Annotated in this window: 17 protein-coding genes, 1 tRNA gene and 3 pseudogenes; 6 read left to right on the forward strand and 15 right to left on the reverse strand. The window is 48.2% G+C overall.

Annotated elements, in window-relative coordinates; all coding sequences use genetic code 11:
* Nucleotide 1: 1 nt before the first annotated feature.
* Nucleotides 2-946: a DMT family transporter gene (locus tag MPB2EB_RS04470; protein ID WP_370576578.1), complete on the reverse strand. Its 945-nt coding sequence runs from the start codon at nucleotides 944-946 to the stop codon at nucleotides 2-4.
* Nucleotides 947-1,216: 270 nt separating this feature from the next.
* On the opposite strand from MPB2EB_RS04470, the gene MPB2EB_RS04475 reads away from it, so the two are divergent.
* The 3 genes and pseudogenes from MPB2EB_RS04475 (at nucleotide 1,217) to MPB2EB_RS08625 (ending at nucleotide 3,118) form a co-directional block, all read left to right on the forward strand.
* Entirely contained in the window at nucleotides 1,217-2,476 is a 1,260-nt protein-coding gene (locus MPB2EB_RS04475) for an aspartate kinase (RefSeq protein WP_185181185.1), read from the forward strand.
* An 82-nt stretch (nucleotides 2,477-2,558) separates the two neighbouring features.
* Nucleotides 2,559-2,651: transfer RNA gene (locus MPB2EB_RS04480), tRNA-Ser, on the forward strand.
* 177 nt (nucleotides 2,652-2,828) lie between these two features.
* Nucleotides 2,829-3,118: pseudogene (locus MPB2EB_RS08625) on the forward strand (Arm DNA-binding domain-containing protein).
* A 42-nt stretch (nucleotides 3,119-3,160) separates the two neighbouring features.
* Here the strand turns inward: MPB2EB_RS08625 and MPB2EB_RS04490 are convergent.
* The 14 genes and pseudogenes from MPB2EB_RS04490 to dapC form a co-directional block, all read right to left on the reverse strand.
* Nucleotides 3,161-3,355 (reverse strand): annotated as a pseudogene (locus MPB2EB_RS04490) (IS3 family transposase); the annotation flags it as partial.
* Nucleotides 3,356-3,452: 97 nt separating this feature from the next.
* Nucleotides 3,453-4,901 (reverse strand): IS4 family transposase, encoded by a 1,449-nt coding sequence (locus MPB2EB_RS04495; RefSeq protein ID WP_185181187.1) that lies wholly within the window; start codon nucleotides 4,899-4,901, stop codon nucleotides 3,453-3,455.
* A gap of 122 nt (nucleotides 4,902-5,023) precedes the next feature.
* Nucleotides 5,024-5,686, reverse strand: a pseudogene (locus tag MPB2EB_RS04500) (helix-turn-helix domain-containing protein); the annotation flags it as partial.
* A gap of 137 nt (nucleotides 5,687-5,823) precedes the next feature.
* The gene (locus MPB2EB_RS04505; RefSeq protein ID WP_185181188.1) at nucleotides 5,824-6,633 is read right to left on the reverse strand and encodes a toll/interleukin-1 receptor domain-containing protein; all 810 of its coding nucleotides are present in this window, start codon (nucleotides 6,631-6,633) and stop codon (nucleotides 5,824-5,826) included.
* A gap of 180 nt (nucleotides 6,634-6,813) precedes the next feature.
* Nucleotides 6,814-7,128: a hypothetical protein gene (locus MPB2EB_RS04510; RefSeq protein ID WP_185181189.1), complete on the reverse strand. Its 315-nt coding sequence runs from the start codon at nucleotides 7,126-7,128 to the stop codon at nucleotides 6,814-6,816.
* A 1,228-nt stretch (nucleotides 7,129-8,356) separates the two neighbouring features.
* Nucleotides 8,357-8,617, reverse strand: a complete 261-nt coding sequence (locus MPB2EB_RS04515; RefSeq protein ID WP_185181190.1) for a hypothetical protein — start codon at nucleotides 8,615-8,617, stop codon at nucleotides 8,357-8,359.
* On the reverse strand, nucleotides 8,614-8,961 hold the full coding sequence (locus MPB2EB_RS04520; RefSeq protein ID WP_232534412.1) for a holin: 348 nt from the start codon (nucleotides 8,959-8,961) through the stop codon (nucleotides 8,614-8,616). The genes MPB2EB_RS04515 and MPB2EB_RS04520 overlap by 4 nt, the downstream gene beginning before the upstream one ends.
* A 139-nt stretch (nucleotides 8,962-9,100) precedes the next feature.
* On the reverse strand, nucleotides 9,101-11,032 hold the full coding sequence (locus tag MPB2EB_RS04525) for an ATP-binding cassette domain-containing protein (RefSeq protein ID WP_185181191.1): 1,932 nt from the start codon (nucleotides 11,030-11,032) through the stop codon (nucleotides 9,101-9,103).
* Between the two features lie 9 nt (nucleotides 11,033-11,041).
* The gene (gene cls, locus MPB2EB_RS04530; protein WP_185181192.1) at nucleotides 11,042-12,490 is read right to left on the reverse strand and encodes a cardiolipin synthase; all 1,449 of its coding nucleotides are present in this window, start codon (nucleotides 12,488-12,490) and stop codon (nucleotides 11,042-11,044) included.
* Nucleotides 12,490-13,377: a 50S ribosomal protein L3 N(5)-glutamine methyltransferase gene (gene prmB / locus MPB2EB_RS04535; RefSeq protein WP_185181193.1), complete on the reverse strand. Its 888-nt coding sequence runs from the start codon at nucleotides 13,375-13,377 to the stop codon at nucleotides 12,490-12,492. Before prmB ends, cls begins: the two co-directional genes overlap by 1 nt.
* A gap of 15 nt (nucleotides 13,378-13,392) precedes the next feature.
* The gene (gene dapE, locus MPB2EB_RS04540) at nucleotides 13,393-14,538 is read right to left on the reverse strand and encodes a succinyl-diaminopimelate desuccinylase (RefSeq protein WP_185181194.1); all 1,146 of its coding nucleotides are present in this window, start codon (nucleotides 14,536-14,538) and stop codon (nucleotides 13,393-13,395) included.
* Between the two features lie 122 nt (nucleotides 14,539-14,660).
* Nucleotides 14,661-15,020, reverse strand: coding sequence for a Spx/MgsR family RNA polymerase-binding regulatory protein (locus tag MPB2EB_RS04545; RefSeq protein ID WP_185181195.1), 360 nt, complete (start codon nucleotides 15,018-15,020; stop codon nucleotides 14,661-14,663).
* On the reverse strand, nucleotides 15,017-15,859 hold the full coding sequence (gene dapD, locus MPB2EB_RS04550) for a 2,3,4,5-tetrahydropyridine-2,6-dicarboxylate N-succinyltransferase (protein ID WP_185181196.1): 843 nt from the start codon (nucleotides 15,857-15,859) through the stop codon (nucleotides 15,017-15,019). The genes MPB2EB_RS04545 and dapD overlap by 4 nt, the downstream gene beginning before the upstream one ends.
* A gap of 28 nt (nucleotides 15,860-15,887) precedes the next feature.
* Nucleotides 15,888-17,090 (reverse strand): succinyldiaminopimelate transaminase, encoded by a 1,203-nt coding sequence (gene dapC / locus MPB2EB_RS04555; protein WP_185181197.1) that lies wholly within the window; start codon nucleotides 17,088-17,090, stop codon nucleotides 15,888-15,890.
* Nucleotides 17,091-17,260: 170 nt separating this feature from the next.
* Here dapC and MPB2EB_RS04560 point away from each other — a divergent pair, with 170 nt between their 5' ends.
* The 3 genes from MPB2EB_RS04560 (at nucleotide 17,261) to smc (ending at nucleotide 22,869) form a co-directional block, all read left to right on the forward strand.
* A complete protein-coding gene (locus MPB2EB_RS04560; protein WP_185181198.1) occupies nucleotides 17,261-18,238 on the forward strand; it encodes a DMT family transporter in 978 nt (325 codons plus the stop codon).
* Nucleotides 18,239-18,754: 516 nt separating this feature from the next.
* Nucleotides 18,755-18,973 (forward strand): DUF1127 domain-containing protein, encoded by a 219-nt coding sequence (locus tag MPB2EB_RS04565; RefSeq protein ID WP_185181199.1) that lies wholly within the window; start codon nucleotides 18,755-18,757, stop codon nucleotides 18,971-18,973.
* Nucleotides 18,974-19,353: 380 nt separating this feature from the next.
* Nucleotides 19,354-22,869: a chromosome segregation protein SMC gene (smc, locus tag MPB2EB_RS04570; protein WP_185181200.1), complete on the forward strand. Its 3,516-nt coding sequence runs from the start codon at nucleotides 19,354-19,356 to the stop codon at nucleotides 22,867-22,869.
* The last annotated feature ends 4 nt before the right edge of the window (nucleotides 22,870-22,873 follow it).

Below are 22,873 nucleotides of genomic sequence, written 5' to 3' on the forward strand. Positions count from 1 at the left end.
ATCAACTCTTCCATTTAGCATACAGACGACTCACCAGCCCAGTAGACAAAAGTACGCCGATTAAAATCACCGAGCCACTCGCAAGCATATCGGGCGATACTTCTTCTTGCAAAAAAAGTACGCCCCACAAGACCCCAAAAATCGGAACTAAAAACATGACTGAAATGGCGTAAGCGGGTTCTGTCGTGGCGATTAAATGGAAATACACAATAAAGGCAATCGCTGTACAGGCAATCCCCAATGCGGTAACCACCGCCCACGCCTGCCAAGGCACCGGTACACTTGGCCATTGCAAAATAGCGAACGGAAGCAGCACCACAGCAGAACTGAGCATACTGCCCGTGGCAATCTGCATAGAGTTTAATTGACTTAAATAGCGACTTGTATAATTCACGCTAACTCCATACATTAGCGCCGCCACCAACGAGGCCAATATGGCCAGTAAGATAGGCAAGGGGTTTGGCGCCTCTTCAAGTTTACCCACGGAAATGGACACTTGATGCCAAACCAACAAGAGTACCCCGGCAAAACCAATCAGTAAACCGATGGTACGAGACAAGCCTAAATGTTCTTTAAACCATACCCGTCCAATCAGCGCCCCCCAAAGCGGCGCTGTGGCCGCAATCACTGAGGTCAGCCCAGCGGCGATCGTGAGTTCTGCATAAGCAAATAAAATAAATGGCAAAGCAGCATTGAGCATGCCGACTACGCATAACGGCCCAAGATAAATGTATAAATTGCGTAGTCCAGGTATGCCATGCTGATATAAAAGTGCCGCTAATAAAAAACTCGCGGCAATCGCTACGCGCACCGCCATCAATGGAATCGGGCCGAACGCAGAAACGCCCATACAAATAAAGAGAAACGACCCACCCCAAAGCGCAGCCAGTAAAAATAAAAGAAAAAATGATTTGCCGTTCACGTGTGATCCCCCGCACGATTCCATATACTGTACAAATATACAGTACTTGAATTGTGTAAGCAAGCCGTCGATCGGCATATAGACAGGAAGCGCCGCCGCGCACTTGCGCTCTCCGGGATTCGCATTGGCATCAGTGGCTTCGTGAATCCGGCGCGAAATTTAATTCAGCTACACGATATTCTAAGCAATAAACTTGTTTTTTTAGCGTGCTTCATGTAGTTTTCAACGCTTGCCTGCATCAGCCTTGCACGCGATGCGCTGAAATCTGTTATTCCTTTGTTTCATCAAACCACTATGGCTTTAATCGTACATAAATATGGCGGTACTTCGATGGGCTCGATTGAGCGCATTAAAAACGTTGCGTTACGCGTTGCCAAATGGCATAAGGCTGGCTACCAGATTGTGGTGGTCCCGTCAGCCATGTCTGGCGAAACCAACCGTTTGCTTGAATTAGTGCATGCCATTTCTCCCCAACCCGACCCGCGTGAATTGGATATGGTTGCCGCCACTGGAGAGCAGGTCAGCGTAGGTTTACTTGCGATCGCGCTCAAAGAACTCGGGCTAGATGCACGCAGCTACACCGGTTGGCAAGTGCCAATTAAAACCGATAACACCCACACTAAGGCGCGGATTGCTGAGATTGATGGGGCCCGCGTGCAACAAGACCTGGCGGCAGGCCGGATTGTCGTCATTGCGGGTTTCCAAGGTGTGGATAGCGAACACAATATCACGACCCTAGGACGCGGCGGCACCGACACCTCGGCCGTAGCAGTCGCGGCGGCGCTTAACGCGGATGAGTGTTTAATTTATACCGACGTGGATGGCGTTTACACGACAGATCCGCGCGTCGTCGAAGAAGCGCGCCGCCTTGAGCGCATCACATTTGAAGAAATGCTGGAAATGGCGAGTCTGGGCTCGAAAGTATTGCAAATCCGTTCGGTCGAATTTGCCGGAAAATATCAAGTTAAAACACGGGTCTTGTCCAGCCTCACAGACCCTTTGATACCGCTTGACGAAGAAATGCACTCAGGCACACTCATCACCTTTGAAGAAGACAAAACTATGGAACAAGCTGTTATTTCCGGAATCGCTTTTCAGCGCAATGAAGGTCGCATTATCGTAGTTGGCGTACCGGATACACCAGGCATTGCCTATCAAATCCTAGGCCCGATTGCTGCGGCGAACATTGATGTCGATATGATTATACAAAACCAGAGCGTAGCAGGCAAAACCGATTTTACCTTCACGGTTGGCCGCAATGACTACGCGCGAGCCATGGATATTTTAAATCAACACATCAAAAGCCAAGTCAGCGCTCAACAAGTGCTAGGCGATGCGAAAGTATCTAAAGTATCCGTGGTTGGGGTGGGCATGCGCTCGCACGTTGGCATTGCCAGCAAGATGTTCCGCACCCTTTCGGAAGAAGGAATCAATATTCAAATGATCTCCACCTCCGAAATCAAAATTTCAGTGCTCATCGATGAGAAATATATGGAACTCGCAGTACGCGCACTCCATAAAGCATTTGAATTAGAGCAGGGCAGGCCCGCCTAAACACAGTAAAAATTTGACCTCGAAAGCCGAACCCGCTATCATCCGGTTTTCGTCGTTTTTACCTTAGACGCAAAAGAAGTTCGGAGACGTGGCCGAGAGGTCGAAGGCACTCCCCTGCTAAGGGAGCATGCGGACAAAATCTGCATCGAGGGTTCGAATCCCTCCGTCTCCGCCAGTTGCCCAAAACTGGCCCCAACACCTTCCCCTTTAAATAAACCGAAAAGCCTTGTAAAATAAAGGCTTAACGGGGTATTTATTCCCTTAAGTCTAATCGAAAACAACGCAATCGGATCCAAATACATAGATGTTTTGTAGGCATCTATGTAGGCATCCGAAGAGAGAGGTACTCAAGATGCCTACAAATAGACTATCTGACGCTAAATGCAAAGCTGCGAGACCTGCTAAAAAAGACTACAAACTATTTGATGGAGGTGGGCTTTTTTTATGGGTATCGTCTAAAGGCGGCAAGATATGGCGTATCGACTTGCTGGAAAGCCGCAGACGATTAGTTTTGGTCCTTATCCTAGCGTATCTTTAGCGGATGTTAGGGCTAGACGGGATGAACTGAAAACCCAGTTACGGGACGGCGCTGATCCTATGGCACCGCGTAAGGCAAACCGCGCCACGTTAAGTTGGTGTTGACTCATTTTTGAACTGCCCCCCAAAAGTTGGAAGGTAAATTAGTTAAGAATAAAAAGGCTGTGACCGTAGTCGAAATTGTACAGGGCTCAGCCCATCCAATTTGAGTTTAATCCGCTCGTGGTTATAGTAATAAATGTAATCACTTAAACCTGTTTGCAATTCGTCAATATTGCGAAATTTATTTAGATAAAAGAACTCAGATTTTATTGTAGCGAAGAAACTCTCCATGGCCGCGTTAAGGGGGGGCCTGTCAGAAATTTTGTGTTTTCGGAAGTCACCCTAAAAAATTACAGTTTCACTCCAGAGAAACGTAAGCGCGAAATTAACCTTGCAATTACCCACAATTATGAGCGAGTTCAAAACCGATCTGTATATCAATAAGTTTTCGTAACCCACGCCAGATAACGGTGTTACCAGGAGGAGGATCACCGGTTCGAGCTAGATAGCCCCCTAGTTGAGCTAGCTTAATGATGTACCGTGTAAGAGGATTGGCATTTACATTTTTCGGCTTATCTTTGACCAATTGATCAAGCCGCTGCATTTCAGAAGGCGTCAGCGCGATTTCAGCCGATATATCTGGCGCAGCTCGATGTAGCATAGTCATCCAGAAGATACGCCAACTCACGACACAGAATATAGAAATGAGATTGACTAGCCGCTCAGCTGTACGCAGCTTGGACTCTTCAGCCTTACAGCCTGATTTGAGGACTTTGTGGAATACCTCTATTTTCCAGCGTAGTGCATACCAGTCCAATTTTTCAATAGCTTGCTTGCGAGAAGTCACGGATAAATTGGTGATCAACTTCCATTCAATAGGCTCTCTGCTTGCAGGTGCGTCCCGTTCAAATGCATGAATCACCGTCAGATGCAAAGGCGGGTAACGACGCTGTTTGCCGATGGGAGGCAACACCTTTATGCGATGATATCGAAGCTCCAGCACAGCTCGATGCTCCTTACCCTTAGAGTCTCGAACCGTAATTCGATGTATTCCATTAACGCGAACCTCTTCCATTTCTTGCGAGATCGTATGCTTCCCATCTGTTGCGAGCCGATCCACACAGGTCCGAACCAAGAAATTTGTTTGGAGCTCTTGCGCTAAACAGAAGAGTTCGTAAATGTCGCTTTCGCGATCACCTACATGGACACACCGCTGGGGATCGCTAAGCAATGCGGTGGATTGCCGCAAATTCTCGAGCCACCGATAACTTTCCTTCTCTTCGATCGGAATGCGTGTTGGATTAATTTTACACTTGAGGGCCCTGGTCCCCTTGAACTTCTTGCGCGTCCAGAATTTGATTGCTGCCAACCCCAGTGGAACACCTTGTGTGGTAACCAGCAGACTCGAATGCATCAAAATCCCACACACCGTATATTTGATGTTCTTCCCCATCTGGTCTTTGCGACCTGCAACTTCACGCGTCGCGCCTATCCACTCCGGATGCTCTCGTTTATATGAGAATTCGGTCGTATCCTGCAATACTAATATGGGGCCTCTTGAGGCTTCAAACCGCTTTTGAGTTGCTTCGTAATGCCCACTTAGGATTTCCTGTTCGCTCACTTTAGCATTCGAAAAAAACCGGTAGGCTGCTTTCGTGTTACTCCAGTCCTGAAAGGCCATCGGAATACTCTGACCAACGTAAGACCACAAACGCTCTAGGACCAGCCTAAATCTCTTCGTAAGGCGTTCATCGCGGAACTTATTCTGTCCTATCTCCTCTTCAAACCATTTCTGATCTTCACTCTTTCCTACCCTGCTATCTTTGCCACGCTTTCTTTTTAACATCCATAGGTCTCATCATCTGTACGAGCAATGACGTTAACAGAACTCGATCATTGTTAACAGGCTTTAAACGCGTTAAATCTGTGGGTAATTGAAAGGAAATTAACCCCACCTTGCACTTGAAGAAAGCGGGCAAGAGAATGATCGTTCAAAAGATCTGCTGCGGTAATGGGCGTTTTGGTTGTGTAAAGCTTAGCCGCCGCCCACTTCGAGTAGGTATCCACGAAGGTTTGCTGGTAGATTCGGCCTACACCCTTGATCGTGCCAACATAAAAGGTATCCTGGCTGCCAAGATAACCCGGATGAGCTGTTTCAGTTTCGCCGTGTGCTACATCATCTTCCTGCTTCTTCTCGAGCGCAACGACCTGTGCTTCCGTCAAAACCACACCGGTTGCGGCAACGTGCTTCTCCAGCGCCGAAAGGAGCTGTTTAAATGACTCTAAATCGCGCCGTAGCCAAACTGACCGCACTCCCGATGGGGAAACAAAAATACCCCGCTTACGCAGTTCGTTGGAGACTCGGACTTGACCAAAAGCTGGCTGTTCCAAAGCAAATTCAGTTACCGCTATTTCGGTGGCTTCTTCAACACGATTTCTAAGATTCGGCTTTCTTCGATTGGCATCGATCAGCGCATCCACTCCGCCGGTTTCTACCGCCGTTTGATACTGATAAAATGTGTCGCGGGAAAATCCCATCACCTTACAGGCGCGAGACACGTTACCAAGTTCTGCTGCCAAATTGAGCAGGCCGACCTTGTGTTTAATTATATTTTGATGAACACTATACATGGTGTTATTCCTTGGCGCTTACGCGCTGGTTTAATAAAGATTCACACCTCTATCAAACCGGATAACCCCACCAATTGGCAAGGCCTTACTGTACGATCAAATCTGAACTAATACAAATAAATTAGTAATGTTTAGGTTCAGGTAGCCAGTTTTCTTTTTATGGCGTTTGCAATTTCTGGCAAACCTTTTCCTTCATCCCAAGTTAAGTAACGATAGACTTTCATCATTGAATCAATTTTTTCTGGGTCTACACCTGCGTTCACCATGAGCACCTTTTTGTTGCACTTCATTAACCCCATGAAAAAAGTCGAAAATTCGGTAATTGGCCAACCGCTGGAATTATCGAAGAAGTTTTCTGTTAGTACAAACACCCCAACTTTTGCAGTTTCAATGCCTTCGTTTATTTTTAGATATATGTTCTCGCCGTAGTCAATCTCGTAACTGTCCAGCCAAGTACCAATGCTTTGCGCCTGTAAGTACGCGTTTAACGGATTGACGATTAGTTCCTTATCTTTTGAGGAATGGCTAATGAATACCTTCGACATATTTCGTTTCATGCGTTTGTACTGCGGATATAGAGATTCAAGAAATTCTTGCTCTGGCCAATGAAATAAAAATCCCTGGCCTTCACGCACGAAGGCCAGGTCGACCATAAATTCGTCTATGAATGTTAGCACATTGAACGACAACGTATCCTTCAGAAACACATTATGTCGTTTTATTTTTTCTGGATAATTGCCTCGTAGCCATCGTTCAAATTTCACAGGATCACCTTCGAGATTTACGACAATAAAGAATTCTAGGCAATATGGATTATTGTTAACGACAGCCCCAACCATTGTTGCGTAGTTCTTATCGAAAGTCCTGAGGATTTCTTTTACGAACTGGCGTTCCTTAACTCTCGATCCGTAATCGCACTCAAAAATATATATATAGTCTTGGATCATGTGCTCGCCTTAATAGTACTATAAATCTTAAATATCACTTTTAAGCTTGAAAGACGATTCATTGGGAAATTATATAGAGATTATCCAAATTCTAAAAGGAAGTTACAAATTCGCACCGCTTAGTTAGCTGCGCCCGATAATCAGTTGAGCACATTGTCAATCGCAATGGCCGCCCTTTTATTAACTCAAAAGCCAATGATTATAGCGCTCAAGAACTGTACTGTGCCTACTAGCCCAATATCCTCCATCGCTTGGCATCCCTTTTTTCAAATTATCTGGATAAGTGGCGAGTAGCCTTACATATTTTGGATCAATCCGGTTTCTTTGTAGAACTTCTTGGGTCAAAGCACTAGGTTGGGTCGGAGCTATCCCATAGGGGATAAGGCGTGCCTGTTGCTCAGGGTCTGTGGCAAACTGGATAAATTGACGGCAGGCATCTGCATTAGGCGTACCTTTTAATAGACGCTGCCCTACAGGGTCTTCGATCCTCTCCAAGCGATCAAGGAAGCGGCGGACGACAAGACACTTGAGGTACGGGCACAAGCCGCTTCTGACAAGGCAGCCATGAAAAAAATGCATCGGCCGCCTTCGCATCATCCTTGGAAAAAGTGGAACACCGCATCCCATCCCCAGGTTGCTGAACAGGCTCAATGGATTAACGATAAAAGCGGCTCATCCTTATGCCTTTGAGACAGGCACAATCTTTAGATCTCTTTGCTCTTAAACTTTCAATGTGGGGACATTTCTACTTGGGTCAAAAGGGGACATTATTATTTTGGTTTGACAATATGATGCGGTTAACGAATTACCCTAGCTGTTTCGGATGGAAGAAATGTTTCGAAACAGAAATGCAAAATAAAACACATTAGCCCTTGTCATACCAGGCTTGTTTCGATGTTTCGGATAAAAATGGATAAGCGGGAGAGTATGGCAATACCTTAGATATATTAAAGCTCAATTTGAACAATTACAGTGGTGGCAACGTTATTTATATAAAATTGCATATGTACGAGCTTGCGGCGCTAGAACATTAGGAAAGTGACAGGTTGAGTAGCGTGCGGCTCTATGTTCAGCGGCAGGATAACAATTTGCAGCCTTGGTGGTCAGGTAGTTATGGTATGACCTAACTGCGGCTTATCACCCTTCGTAAGACTTGACCCGTGGGTAAGCGCGCTTACTTTTTCAAGCACTATATTTTTAGTTCTCGCATTCAGAACAAGAGATAACAACAGCTAGCCGTTCAAGAAACACAATTGTAGTTTTGGATTCCTTCGAACTGGTAAATAGTGGGGAGTCGTTAGGCTGCTCCTATAAACGTAGAAAAATAGGCGGTATCAAAAGGAAGCATTAATAAGATATGGGTAACTTTGAGGGTAACTATTAATTTTCATATATAAAATACATTGTAAATATTGAGTTGTATCTAATTTTATGAATCCCTCCGTCGCGTTAAGGTTTAAGGATGCTGTGTTGCAGTATTGGGCGGGGCGATATAACACCATCGTACCGGTCAAATGTATTACGGGGCATTGAAATGCATTTATTTCCATCATTGGAAGATAAACCAATCCATCGACGATACTTGATTTAGGCCAAAGCTAAATACGGTCGTACAGATTATCAACCACGCTCAGAACTTTACACCATAAGCTAACGCCTGCAAGTGTAAAGATTTGTTTAATCTAGAGGAGCTGAAAAAAACGAAAAGATGCCAACGCAAAAGCTACTTCCGCCGGACCCAGCGAATAAAAAACCAGATCCCAACTAATGCATTACAGAACACTAGCATCCATTCTGTTGGCCTAATACTGACTGCATTGACGCTGTAGCGCTCAGGTTCTACAACGATCGAAGAAAAAGCGGCCAAAGCAATTCCCGATAAGCCCAAAGTGCCGATGATCTGGGTCGGAACACGCGGATTCAGCACCGCCCAAGTGGTAATCAGAAAAATCACCCCATAGCCAATCGCAATTAAGATATTCATGGTCTTTTCAACAAATAACGTTTAATTGCACCTATAAAATCCGCGGATTGGATTTCTTTGAAAATTTCGCTGATGACGGCTAGGGCAAATAAGCCTACTAAAAAGTTAATGCACATTTCTATTTTAGGGGCTGTAATTGCCAATATCTCAACCAGAGCGGGTGCAATAAATACAGCACAACTCACGCCTATCAGAAAAGTATAAAGCTTCTGCCACTTCTCTAAAGACGCCTCTAAACATTTTAGCGAGCATGCTGACCCGGCAGCACTGGGTAGCAGCAACTGCAACCAGGCGACAAAATCAGACTCCCAAGCCGCCGCTAGATTGATGATTGATTCAAGCATAGTTCTCACTTTCTAGGCAAAAGCTGAATACTGTCTCTTACAGCATTATAATCATCCACTGGGATAGTGTAAGAAAAATTGAAACTAACCCACTGCAAATGGCGACTAAAAGCTCACATACTGCACACAGATTCGTTGTTTAAGACTCTAACTGCTCTAGGCTTGCTTGTTCATTCAACCAGGCGCTTTCAGTTTCTGCGAGCTGGGCGGCGACTTCAGCCTGACGTTTTAGCGTATCGCTCAACAGCACTTTATTTGCGCTTTCATAGCTTGCAGGATCCGCCAACTGGGTATCGATTGCGTTTTTCTCTGTGCCCAAGCGCTGCAACACTTTTTCCAATTGCGTAATGCGCTGCTGGATCGGCTTTTTCAAGTGTATAGCCTGTTGCCGTGGATCCGCTTGCGCGCGCCGCCTAGCTTTTCGGTCAACCGCATGGTTGCTGGTTGAGACACTGGCAGCACAACCGTTGCTGAGACTCCGTTTATTTGCTGCGTCACGCAAAAGCCAAGCGCGATAATCCTCAAGGTCGCCATCAAAAGGTTGCAAATAATGGTTTGCAACCAACATAAATTGATCACATACGGCGCGTAACAAATGCCGGTCATGTGAAACCACAATCAAAGTTCCATCGAATTGCGCTAATGCCAAAGTGAGCGCCTCGCGGGTTTCGAGATCAAGATGGTTGGTTGGCTCGTCCAGCAATAACAGATTAGGCTTAAGCCAAATCATCAAAGCCAGCGCAAGACGCGCTTTTTCGCCACCGGAAAACGGGGCGATGGGTGAGGTGGCGGTCGCGCCACTAAAGTTAAAACTCCCCAGAAAATTACGTAGCTCTTGCTCGCGTGTCTCTGGTGCAAGGCGTATTAAGTGCTGCAACGGCGAATCTGCGTCGCGCAGCGTTTCCAATTGATGCTGTGCGAAATAGCCAATCCTTAGTCCTTTGCCAACATGCATGTTGCCAGTCAATGGCGGCAATACGCCAGCCAGGGTTTTAACTAAGGTGGATTTACCTTGACCATTTGCGCCCAACAAACCAATGCGCTGACCATTTTGAATCGATAACGTTATCTCGTTAATGATCGTGGCATCACGCTTTTCCAAGCGATAGCCACACTGCACCTCATCCAGCGTCAACATTGGATTGGGGGCTGTGCCAGCGGTACGAAAACTAAAACTGAAAGGGGAGTCTGCCTGGACACTGGCGATTTGCTCCATTCTTTCAAGCGCCTTAACCCGACTCTGTGCTTGGCGAGCTTTGCTGGCCTTGGCTTTAAAACGATTAATGAAGCTTTGCAAATGTGCAACCTGGCGCTGCTGTTTGTCATAAGCGCTTTGCTGTAAGTTAAGTTGCTGCGCGCGTAAGCGCTCAAATTGACTGTAATTGCCGCCGTAACGGTTCACTTGCTGCTGGTCAATATGCAGCGTTATGGCACAGACTGCATCTAGAAATTCACGGTCATGCGAAATCACCACCAAGGTACCCGGGTAGCGGTTGAGCCAATCTTCCAGCCACACAATTGCATCGAGATCGAGATGGTTGGTCGGTTCGTCTAAGAGCAGCAAATCAGAGCGGCACATCAGCGCCTGCGCAAGGTTAAGCCGCATGCGCCAGCCCCCGGAGAAGTGCGCAACCGGTTGCTCAGTTTGCTCAAGCGTAAAGCCTAAGCCAAGTAGAAGCGCTTGCGCTCTGGCTGGCGCGGTATACCCATCGGCATCAGCAAAGGCCGCATGGGCATTGGCTTCAGCCAAGCCATCATGAGCCGCATGGGCGCTCGCAATCTGCGCTTCAATCTCACGCAGCACAGTATCGCCATCTAGCGTATAGTCAAGTGCGCTGCGCTCCGTCGCCGGGGTTTCTTGGGCAACATGTGCAATGCGCCAGGATAACGGCCAAGATGCTTCTCCAGCATCCGCTTGCAAGGCCCCGCGCAAAACCGCAAAGAGCGTTGATTTGCCCGCTCCATTGGCCCCCACAAGGCCGGCTTTTTCGCCAGGATTCAGAGTAAATGAAGTTTTTTCAAAAAGAGATTTAACCCCACGGGCCAACGTAAATTGATCAAAACGAATCATGCTTATGCACTATAAAATCGGTGAAAAAAGGCGCGCCACATGCATCACTGTACGCCGCCAGGGGGGAATTTTTATATATTCAGTTAACTCTACTGCATCGGCCAGGGCAAAATCGGCCTCTAGCATTTTACTGACTTCGGCCGCAAAGGAAGCGTCAAGGGTTAATACCATCAGCTCAAAGTTGAGCCGGAAAGAGCGATTATCTAGATTCGCGCTCCCGATCGCGGCAGCAGCTTCGTCAATCAGCACCACTTTCTGATGCAAAAAACCAGGCCGGTAGCGTAATAATTTGACTCCGGCCCGCACTGCATCATAGGCATAAAGCGTAGAGGCTTCGAAAACCACCGTATGATCACTGCGCGCAGGTATCAAAATACGTACATCAAGACCACGCATGACTGCCAGGCGGAGCGCGACAAACAAAGCCTCATCCGGCACAAAGTAGGGGGTGCTAATCCAGATACGTTGGCGCGCTGCATTAATCAGCTCAATAAAAAACAATAAACAGGTTTCATAAGGATCCGCTGGACCACTTGGGATAACCAAGCAATGCATCTCCGCCTTAAGCGGTGCGCAGGGTTGGGGCGGTTCAAGCACCGGAAAGCGCTGCGTGGCCCAATACCAATCTTCGATAAAGACCGCTTGCAGATCTTGTACCGCAGGACCTAGAACTTCAATATGCGTATCCCGCCAGGGCGCTAGCGGCGGCTCTTCGCCAAGATATTCGATGCCGACATTATGCCCCCCCACAAACGCCCATTCACCATCGATCACGACGAGTTTACGATGGTTACGGAAATTAAGCTGAAAACGATTGACAAAACGCCGTGCAGCGAATTGATAGACTTCGACGCCACCCGCTCTTAAGCTATCCGTGTAGTGCCGTGGCAATTCATAGCTGCCGATGCCATCGTATAAAAAATAAACCCGTACCCCCGCTGCCGCTTTGTCTAATAAAATGTCTTTTAACTGCCGTCCGAGATGATCATCGCGCACCACAAAAAACTGCACCATCACATATTGAGTTGCGCGTTCAAGCGCTGCAAAAATCGCGGCAAAGGTCGCGGCGCCATTGATCAGCACACGAACTTGATTCCCTTCTGAGAAAGGGTTTTGCGCTAATTGGGTCAGAGCGGCAAGCGCATATTGATTTAAATAGTCAGTCCGTGTACCGTGTCCAGGTTCTAAATCAAGCGCCTGCGTCAGGATTTTTTGCCGGGCGCGGCGGCGCATAAGCTGGTTACACAGCCGCCGCGCTCTAACATAACCAGTAAACCGGCTATGACCTAAAAAAAGATAAGGAATCAATGTGACATAAGGCACTGCAACCAATGACACGGCCCAGGCCACTGCGCCTTGCGAAGTACGCGCATGCCGAATCGCATGAAACGCAGCCAGCACCCCCAACAACTGGATGAGGGCAATGAGCGTGCCAATGCCTAATAAATCGAGAAACATTAGGAATTCAAATCAGCCGCATTCAGCATAAAAACAAAATCATCCCCCGCGCTGGTCGTCAGCCAATTGAGGTTAAGCTTGCCAAACGCCGCTTGCGCGTATTCCCGCTCATGCCCAATCTCAACGACCAACGTGCCATGTGGTGCTAGCCAGCGCCGCGCCCCGGCAACAATCTGGCGCACAATATCCATACCATCGCTGCCGCCGGCTAACGCAAGCCGCGGCTCGTGCTGATATTCAGCCGGCAACTCATGCATAGAAGCCTCATTCACATAAGGGGGATTCGCGATAATTAAATTATAGCGGCGCGTGGCAGGTAGCGGAGCATACAAATCACCTTCATATAAAGTAATTCGTTCCTCCAAATCATACGTGGCGACATTGCGTTGAGCCACTGCTAGCGCATCCGCTGACACATCGACTGCATCGACTCTAGCCTGGGGAAAATTTTCAGCTGCGAGGATCGCCAAGCAGCCCGAACCTGTGCATAAATCTAGCACCGTCTGGACCGGGTGAGTTTCATTCAGCCAGGGAGCCAGCTTTTCTTGCAATAACTCACCAATGAGCGAGCGCGGCACAATCACGCGCTCATCAACATAAAATGGATAGCCATGCAGCCAAGCTTCATGCGTAATATAGGCGGCAGGCGCACGTTCCTGCACGCGTCGCTCAATGACTTGCAAAAGCTTGCTCATTTCAGCCTCAAGCAAGCGCGCATCCAAAAAAGGCTCTAGCATATCAAGCGGCAAATGCAGCGTATGTAAAATCAAATAAGCGGCTTCATCATAAGCATTGGCAATACCATGCCCAAACGATAATTGAGCTTCGTTAAAGCGCGACACAGCATAACGCAATAGATCGCGCACAGTCAGAAATGGAGGTGTCATAAAAAAAGATTTTTCCTAAGCGATAAGTTGCTCAATCACCCTAAAATAAATATTTTTTAGGGGCTCAATATCATTCAGACAGATCGACTCATTGACTTGATGAATACTTTCATTAGTCGGCCCAAATTCGATCACCTGATCGCAAATAGCGGCAATAAAACGGCCATCCGAAGTACCGCCGGTGGTGGAAAGCTGGGCTTGCACGCCGGTTTCATTTTTAATCGCTTGCATCAGAGCATTGGATAAAGTGCCTGGCTGCGTCAAAAAAGGCGCGCCGCTCAGTTTCCAGTCAAGCGTATATTCTTTGCCTGGGTTAAGTCCATGTGCCGCCAGCATAGCGTGGACACGCTGTTTAAGCGTATCCGCAGTGCTTGCAGTTGAAAAACGGAAGTTGAAATCAACCACAATCTCACCTGGCGTTACATTGGTTGCGCCCATTCCGGCATGAATATTTGAAACTTGCCAGCTCGTGGGTGGAAAGTATTCATTACCACGATCCCATTCTGCCGCTACCAGCTGCGCGAGCGCTGGCGCCAATAGATGAATCGGATTACGCTGTGGATAAGCAATATGTCCCTGGCGGCCATGTACCGTTAACTTGCCAGATAATGAACCGCGCCGGCCGTTTTTAAGCGTATCGCCCAGCTGTTTATGACTGGTTGGTTCACCCACAATACAATAATCGAGCTGTTCACCGCGTGCCTGTAAACGCTCTACCACTTTAATGGTGCCGTCTGTTGCCGGACCTTCCTCGTCACTCGTCAACAAAAATGCCAGCGAGCCAGTATGAGTAGGGTGTGCCGCCACGAATTCTTCAACCGCAACCACACAAGCCGCCAGCGAGGTTTTCATATCGGCCACCCCTCGACCGTACAGCCTACCGTTGTGTTGAGTGGGCGTAAAAGGGGGGAAATTCCATGCCTCAAGCGGACCTGGCGGCACCACATCCGTATGGCCCGCAAAAGCCAGCAATTTACCCGTGCCCGCTGCAGTGCCGTGACGCACCGCCCAAAGGTTAGTGGTTTCACCCTCAGCGATAGTTTCGCAAGCGAAACCTATCTGCTTTAAGCGTTTGGCAATCAGGGTTTGACATCCTGCGTCAGCCGGCGTGATTGAGGCGAGGGCAATTAATTCTTCAACAAGAGAAAGCGTAGTAGACATGCAGTTTAGATTGAATAGATCAAGCAAAAGAGCACAACTCTCTTCTGCCACAAGATCAAATTAAAAGGTAATATTTATATAAATCAAACACTTATCGATATTTTATCAAGCAATAAATAGGATTAACTTTGGGCAAAAAAAGCGGCGTAAGCAGCCGCTGAAAAACCGACTGCCTGAACTCGACCATCAACTACCAGCACTGGGCGTTTAATGACCGAAGGACTGTTAATCATTAACTTTAACATGCACTCTTCACCCATGGCCTCAGCTTTAACCTCATCCGGGAGCATACGCCAGGTTGTGCCGCGCCGATTTAACAAAAGATCTAGCGCAACATCCTGGAGCCAACTACATAATAGGGCTCGCTCAACCCCCGCTTTTTTAAAATCATGGAATTGATACGAAATAGCATGCTCGGCCAGCCAAAGACGGGCTTTTTTCACCGTCTCGCAATTTGGAATGCCATACACAAAAACCTTCATGCATCTTCTCTTAACAGTTCGTTAAGCGCTGTTTTAGCACGTGTTTTTGCGTCAACCTTCTTGACAATGATCGCGGCATATAAGCTATAGAGGCCATCTGGCGAAGGTAAATTCCCCGCCACCACAACCGAGCCAGGCGGCACTCGGCCATATAAAGTTTCTCCAGTTTCACGATCATAAATCTTGGTGCTTTGCCCAATAAATACGCCCATCGAAATGACAGAGTTTTCGCCCACAATAACGCCTTCTACAATTTCCGAGCGCGCCCCGATAAAGCAATTATCTTCAATAATCACCGGATTAGCTTGCAAAGGCTCAAGCACGCCGCCAATCCCCGCGCCGCCCGATATATGTACATTTTTGCCAATTTGCGCGCACGAACCCACCGTCGCCCAAGTATCAATCATACTGTTTTCACCGACATAGGCGCCGATATTCACGTAAGATGGCATTAACACCACGTTTTTTGCAATAAACGCGCCGCGCCGCACAAACGCAGGCGGCACGACCCGAAAACCGCCCGCCGCAAAATCATCTGCTGAATATTGAGCGAACTTGCTGGGTACCTTGTCATAAAATTGGGTGTATCCACCTGCTGCAGGCGTATTGTCGCTCAACCGAAATGAGAGCAAGACGGCTTTTTTTAACCATTGATGAACTTCCCATCCACTGTCAGCAGGTGCCGTAGAGTGTGGGCTGGCAATTCTTAAAGCGCCGCTATCCAGTTTATCCAGCACATGTGCGACAGCCTCGCGCACTTCAGCGCAGGCTGATGCAGGTGAAAGTTCAGCACGGTTGTCCCATGCGCGGTTGATAATAGCTTGCAGTTGTTCTGACATAAAAATAAAAAAAGAAAGTTTAGATGCTTTAAATCCGTTTAAGCCCTTGGCAAAATGCAACCATGCGCTGTGCTCCAGCCACACATTCATCTAATTCAGCCACCAGCGCAATCCGCACGTAATTGCGGCCTGGATTAACCGCACCTACATCACGCGCTAAATAGCTACCTGGCAGCACTGTTACATTGTATTCAGCAAAAAGGCGCTGCGCGAATTCTGTGTCATCCATCCCCAATCCGTCAACGCGCGCCCATAGATAAAACCCCGCATCCGGCATACGCACATCCAACACCTCAGCCAACAAGGGCGTCACAGCTTCAAATTTGCGGCGGTATTGAGTGCGGTTTGCGCGCACATGCGCTTCATCGCTCCACGCAGCAATACTGGCCGCTTGCACCACTGGGCTTAAGGCGCTGCCATGATACGTGCGGTATTGTATAAATTGCTTCAGTAACGCCGCATCACCCGCGGCAAACCCCGCGCGCAAACCCGGCGCATTCGAGCGCTTAGAAAGACTCGACAGCACCAACAACCGCTCAAAGCCACGGCCAAGGAGATGCGCCGCTTGCAGGCCACCTAACGGTGGCTTGGCCTCATCAAAATAAATCTCTGAATAACATTCATCGGAAGCAATCACAAAGCCATAACGCTCCGATAATGCAAACAACTGCCGCCAATCTTCCAGGCGCAACACCGCGCCCGTTGGGTTTCCGGGGGTACACACGTAGAGTAATTGCACGCGTGCCCAAACCTCAGAAGGTACGGTATTATAGTCGCAGGCAAAATTCTGAGCCTGCGCAGAAACGAAATAGGGTCGTGCACCGGCTAACAGCGCTGCGCCTTCATAAATCTGGTAAAACGGGTTAGGACATACCACCAGCGCACCTGGGCGGCTGCTGTTAACAACGGTTTGCGCAAGCGCAAAAAGCGCTTCGCGCGAACCCGCCACAGGCAACACCTGAGTTGCTTCATCCACTGTTGGCAGTTGATAACGTGCTTGCAACCAAGCTGCCAGCGCTTGCCTAAGCTCGGCTGAACCCACCGTAGATGGATAGTGCGCCAACCCGCTTACCGCATTAATGAATGCATCCTTGATAAACTGTGGTGTAGGATGCTTGGGTTCACCCATGCCAAAACTGATGGGGCGCAGCAATGCTGGCATAATATGCGCGAACAACCTGCGCAGCTTTTCGAACGGATAAGGCTGTAATTGATTCAGAAGAGGATTCACGTCAATGATCTTGCATAAGAAATGAAAAAAGTGGGCGCAATTTAAGCTCAAGATTGTAGGGCAAAAATGCTAAAACAGCTGAACCGAGCGTAGCCTAAGCACGGTTTACAGAATGCCAGACAATAGAGTCCGTTCAGAATTTTTAATACAAACAACCTAAAAAAAGCAATATGAATTTAAATCTACTTGGCAAAGAGTGCTCAACTCTATGCTCTTATAGCAAACAAAGTTTGCCAACGCTGGCTATTTTACTCGGCGCATCCGTTTGGGGTGTAATTTGGTATCCGCTACGCTTATTAGCTGCGCTTGGCATCTCTGGCACGCTGGCCAGTACGCTGGTTGGCTTTTCTACCTGTCTATTTTTGTGGGTTGTATTTTGGCGTTCGCTATCCACAGCGCTCCGCTCAATAGTATCGAATGCACTCCCTATTTCTAGATACGATGCCTGTCTACTGCTCGCTGCGCTTGCGCTCGCTGGAGGCATAACCAATGTTGGCTTCACCTGGGGCGCGATTCATGGGCAGGTCATGCGGGTCATGTTGTTATTTTACTTATCGCCGGCTTGGACAGTTTTTTTAGCGCACTGGTTATTGCACGAACGTTTAAATGCGGCGGATATCGCGATTGCATGCTTATCATTAGCGGGCGCCATGCTCATGCTTTGGTCCCCCGAGCTTGGTCTCCCGTTACCCGCGGACCTGGCAGAATGGGCCGGGCTCATTGCAGGCATCAGCTTTGCTCTGCAAAACATACTCTCCCGCAAAGTGAGCCGCGCGTTACCTAGCTTGCCCCCCCAGTTACGCACCGCCATAATCTTTGGTGGTGGCGCTTTAGTGGGCTTGGTGTTCATTCCACTTGAGCCGATTTCACTCGCCAGCTTACCGCTCACATCGCCCGCATTAAGTCATGCGCTGCTTCTGACAATTTGCCTAGGTGCAGTACTCGCGTTAAATAATATGCTCGTGCAATACGGGATCCAGCGCATATCAGCAAACCGCGCGGCGCTGATTATGCTCTTTGAAATTGTAATCACCGCACTCTCCGTCTGGTGGCTCACCGGTGAAATGCCCTCGCCACGTGAATGGAGCGGGGCGAGCTGTATTATTGTAGCTACGCTTTTATCCAGTTGGGTACATCGGCAGCGTTAACCCCCGTTTTTTCATCAGGCAATCAAGGCGCGCAAACGGAGAGAGGGCTCCGCATCTGCTGCGCCGTTTTACTTCAATTAAGCGCCGTGTTTGCATCTTACTATTTATATAGATCAACCTACCTAAACGTTTTTCGCAGTGCAACATGCTTTTCAAGAAATTTTATAATGAAATCAGAATCCATATGAACTTATTATAATTTTGCAACGCATCAATTTATTTTTAGAAAGATATAAAATAATTCATATTCTTTGTATCGTTGCTAATTTAATCTTGACAAAGATTTTTTATCGTTTATCTTAGAAAACCCTAAATTAATTTATCTTAGAAAACCCTAAATTAATTTATCTTAGAAAACCCTAAATTAATTTTAGCTGATTCAATCTCGCCTAATAAGGCGGAGAAAAGTCGCTTCATTGTTAGGTTATCACTTGATCGCAGTTTTAGGCCTTATATTTTCTTATACTTTATATTTTTAAACCGAATTATTTATTGGCAACTCAATCGGGGGTAAATATGGTGGATTTTTCGCGCTTAGGCGCTAAAATACTTAAAGTATTGCAAAATGAGTGGCGTATCGCCCGTACTCGTTCAGCGCTGAGCATACTGGACGATGAGGCGTTAAAAGATGTTGGACTAACCCGAGCTCAAATATGGCTATTAGAAGAAACCCCGCGCATTAAATCTTGCTCAAAAAATTATCCTTATCATCACCGTAGAGCCAACCAAGGTTAATCATTGATAATCAGCCTAGTGAGAGAAGGGCGGGCATCATTTTTAGAAGCAGCCCATTTCACTCAATTCAAGCATTAATTATCACCCAGATAGGAAAAACATTACCAAAATTAGATATCCACAACCCTCAGAGCATTTCTTTCTTTATTACTGCACAAATTGAGTGATTAAAGCCTGACGAGTGATTCAAATGCAATTTGAATCTGGCTGTTAAGATATCCAACCGTTAAGTAGAACACTTAAAAATGTAAGCAAGCAGTGGTATGATCTCGGTTTAGCACCGACGCCTCAACCTTGGGCTATTCTCTCTGGCGCAAGGCAATACAGTATCAGGCGCCTTACATTTTTTCGTTAAGCTCTTTTAGATCAGCGGTTGCTTCGTGCGTTTAATCTCGATCAAACTGGCAGGCTTTAAGTCATTTGTTGACCCGACTTCTTTTGCGGTACCGGGTCAACGGGTTGGTGTGGTTGGACCGAATGGCTGCGGAAAATCCAATATCATTGACGCCGTGCGTTGGGTGCTAGGCGAATCGCGCGCTTCTGAATTACGCGGCGAATCAATGCAAGATGTGATTTTTAATGGCTCAACACAGCGCAAGCCAGCTAGCCGCGCCAGTGTAGAACTCATTTTTGATAATACCGCCGGCCGCGCCGCTGGGCAGTGGAGCCAATACGCTGAAATTGCTGTTAAGCGCATTCTCACGCGCGACGGCACTTCGAGCTATTACATCAATAACCTTAGCGTGCGCCGCCGCGATATTCAAGGCATTTTTCTCGGCACTGGCTTAGGTCCTCGGGCGTATGCCATCATCGGACAGGGCATGATTGCGCGCATCATCGAGGCCAAACCTGATGAATTGCGGGTTTTTCTTGAAGAGGCAGCCGGTGTCTCAAAATATAAAGAACGGCGGCGGGAAACCGCCAATCGCTTGCATGACACGCGCGAACATCTAACGCGGGTTGAAGACATTCTCCGCGAACTCAACTGTCAGCTCGATAAACTCGAAGCTCAAGCGACTATCGCCCAACGTTACCAGATACTCAAGGCCGAAAACGAAGAAAAGCAACTTCTATTATGGCTACTGCGCAAAAATGAAGCGCAAGCAGAAAAAGCGCTGCAACAAAGCGCACTGGCTAACGCTCAAGTCGAGCTTGAAGAGCAAACCGCTAAGCTACGTGAAATTGAAGCCCAGCTTGAAATTTTAAAAGAAGCCTACGCCACCGCCAGCGACACGTTGCAAGCCGAGCAGGGCGCAATGTATGAAATCAATGCGCAAATCAACCAACTGGAAACGCAAATACGTTTCATCACAGAAACGCGTCATCGCATACAAACCCAAATTAGCAACCTGAATACGCAGCGTGAGCAATGGCTAGCGCAGGCCGCCCAGGCTCGTGCTGAATATGTCAATGCAGAGCAAACCTTAGCGATCGCCACCGAAAAAAGTGCGCAAGCAGAGCATGCTGCGCGGTCCCAAAACACGGTGCTACCCGCCCTCGAAACGCGCTGGCGCGAGGCGCAAGCTCAATTAACGCATGGGCATAGCCAAATCGCCCAGCTTGAACAAGCTTGCAAACTTGAAACCGCCCAGCAACATAATGCGCAACAGCAGCTACAGCAATGGCAACAACGGCGCGAACGGCTGCACCATGAAATCCGCTCACTGGCTATGCCCGATCCAGCACAGCTTGAAGCAGCGCGCCTCCAACGCGCTGAACAAGATGAGAATCTACAGCATCAGCAACAACATTTAAACCAAGCCCAGCAAGCCGCCCTACAAAGCGAGCAAGTGCTGCGTTTAGCCCAGCAACAGTGGCAAGCTGAAAGCACGGTCCTACAGCAGCTCGAAGCGCAACTCAACGCATTAAAGCAACTCCAACACAGTATCCAAGCCAACGATGCCCTGCAGCCCTGGCTTGAGCAGCACGATTTCGCCGCAGCACCGCACTTATGGCAAAAACTTCATATCGAACCAGGCTGGGAAACTGCACTCGAGGCCGTGCTGCGTGAACGCTTGGCGGCCCTTGAAATTTCAGATCTGGCCCAAACTGCTACGCTGGTAGCCGAAGCTCCGCCCGCAAAACTCGCCTTTTTTGCGCCACCGCCAGCGAGTTACGCGGTCATGCCAGCCACCGGTTTACGCCCACTCCTCGCTTTTTTGCGCATTAACGACCCCAGTTTGCGTGCTGTATTAGCAGACTGGCTAGCAGGCGTATTTATTGCCAATAATCTGGCGCAAGCGCTCGCCGAACGCGCACAATTGCCAGTTGGCTCAGTCTTTGTCGTGCCGGCGGGTCATCAAATTAGCCGCGTCGGCGTGCAATTCTATGCCGCAGACTCGGAGCAAGCTGGCTTGCTTGCGCGCGCGCAAGAAATTGAAAACTTAGACAAACAAGTGCGCGCACAAAGCCTGCTCACGGAAGACTTCAAAACCACGGCAACGCGCACTGCAGCCGCCTGGCATCAAGCCAATCAAACGCTTACCGAAGCACGCGCGCAGATCGAACACATCATCCAACGTGGCCATGCCTTACAACTCGAAGCACTTAAACTGACTCAAGCTGAAGAGCGCTATACCGCACGCAGTACGCAAATCAATGAAGAGTTATCCGAAGTCATTGCGCACATCGAGACGCAACACGAACACCTCGCTCAAGCCGAAGATAATTTTAAACAAGCCCACCAAGCGCTACTAGCGGCCCAGGCGAATCTCAGCGATGATCAACACCGCTTCAGCACACTTGAGCAAGAACTGACCCAAGCGCGTCAGCAAGCCCGCGAACATGAGCGTAATGCACAAGAAGCACACTACGCGGTGCGTGCCGCAACCACTCGCATCGATGAGCTAAAGCGCCTTATCCAAGCCGCCCAGGAGCAAGCCGAACAGCACCTTAAGACACTACATCAAACCCAGGCTGAACTCGAAGCAACCCATAGCCAAACCCTACAAGAAAGCCTTGAAGAGGCGCTCAATGCGCGCGTTGCAAAAGAACACTCATTATCAGCAGCGCGCACCGAGCTTGACATGCTTGGTGTGCAACTACGCATGACCGACGAGGCGCGTTTAACCGCTGAGCGCACGTTACAGCCATTACGCGAACAAATCACTGGATTGCAGCTTAAAGTACAAGCAGCGCAGATGAATCAAACGCAATTCGACGAACAACTGGTTAGCGCCGACGCTAACCAAGCTGAACTTGCCACTAAACTTCCCGCACAGCTTAAGCCATCCGCTTTGCAAAGTGAACTCACCCGCTTAAATCAAGCCATTCAAGCCCTCGGTCCGGTCAATATGGCGGCGCTTGACGAATGCGCCACCGCCCGTGAACGTAAGCAATTCTTAGATGCGCAATCCACCGATTTAAATAGCGCAATCGATACGCTTGAAACCGCCATTCGCAAAATCGACCAAGAAACACGTCAACTCTTACAAAACACTTTTGATGAAGTGAACCGTCATTTTGGCGAACTCTTTCCACGCCTTTTTGGGGGAGGGCAAGCCAAACTCCTGATGACTGGCGACGAAATTCTTGATGCCGGCGTGCAAGTCATGGCACAGCCACCGGGCAAGAAAAATTCAACCATTCATTTACTTTCCGGCGGTGAAAAAGCTCTGACTGCTACCGCACTGGTCTTTGCCTTATTCCAACTTAATCCAGCGCCATTTTGTCTGCTAGATGAAGTAGATGCCCCGCTGGACGATGCAAACACAGAACGTTTTGTCAATTTAGTGCGCACGATGTCTGACCACACGCAATTTTTGTTTATCTCACACAACAAAATTGCGATGGAAATGGCACAGCAGCTAATTGGCGTTACCATGCAAGAGCAGGGCGTTTCGCGGATTGTCGCAGTCGATATGGAGGCGGCAGAGAATTTTGTAGCCGCGGCCTGATGCA

The sequence above is a fragment of the Mycoavidus sp. B2-EB genome (genome assembly GCF_014218255.1).
Classification (GTDB): domain Bacteria; phylum Pseudomonadota; class Gammaproteobacteria; order Burkholderiales; family Burkholderiaceae; genus Mycoavidus.

Excerpts from the sequence above, each read along its gene's own strand:
- MPB2EB_RS04470 (WP_370576578.1), bottom strand. The coding sequence starts at position 946 with ATGGAATCGTGCGGGGGATCACACGTGAACGGCAAATCATTTTTTCTT.
- MPB2EB_RS04475 (WP_185181185.1), top strand. The coding sequence starts at position 1,217 with ATGGCTTTAATCGTACATAAATATGGCGGTACTTCGATGGGCTCGATT.
- MPB2EB_RS04495 (WP_185181187.1), bottom strand. The coding sequence starts at position 4,901 with ATGTTAAAAAGAAAGCGTGGCAAAGATAGCAGGGTAGGAAAGAGTGAA.
- MPB2EB_RS04505 (WP_185181188.1), bottom strand. The coding sequence starts at position 6,633 with ATGATCCAAGACTATATATATATTTTTGAGTGCGATTACGGATCGAGA.
- MPB2EB_RS04515 (WP_185181190.1), bottom strand. The coding sequence starts at position 8,617 with ATGAATATCTTAATTGCGATTGGCTATGGGGTGATTTTTCTGATTACC.
- MPB2EB_RS04520 (WP_232534412.1), bottom strand. The coding sequence starts at position 8,961 with ATGCTTGAATCAATCATCAATCTAGCGGCGGCTTGGGAGTCTGATTTT.
- MPB2EB_RS04525 (WP_185181191.1), bottom strand. The coding sequence starts at position 11,032 with ATGATTCGTTTTGATCAATTTACGTTGGCCCGTGGGGTTAAATCTCTT.
- cls (WP_185181192.1), bottom strand. The coding sequence starts at position 12,490 with ATGTTTCTCGATTTATTAGGCATTGGCACGCTCATTGCCCTCATCCAG.
- prmB (WP_185181193.1), bottom strand. The coding sequence starts at position 13,377 with ATGACACCTCCATTTCTGACTGTGCGCGATCTATTGCGTTATGCTGTG.
- dapE (WP_185181194.1), bottom strand. The coding sequence starts at position 14,538 with ATGTCTACTACGCTTTCTCTTGTTGAAGAATTAATTGCCCTCGCCTCA.
- MPB2EB_RS04545 (WP_185181195.1), bottom strand. The coding sequence starts at position 15,020 with ATGAAGGTTTTTGTGTATGGCATTCCAAATTGCGAGACGGTGAAAAAA.
- dapD (WP_185181196.1), bottom strand. The coding sequence starts at position 15,859 with ATGTCAGAACAACTGCAAGCTATTATCAACCGCGCATGGGACAACCGT.
- MPB2EB_RS04560 (WP_185181198.1), top strand. The coding sequence starts at position 17,261 with ATGAATTTAAATCTACTTGGCAAAGAGTGCTCAACTCTATGCTCTTAT.
- MPB2EB_RS04565 (WP_185181199.1), top strand. The coding sequence starts at position 18,755 with ATGGTGGATTTTTCGCGCTTAGGCGCTAAAATACTTAAAGTATTGCAA.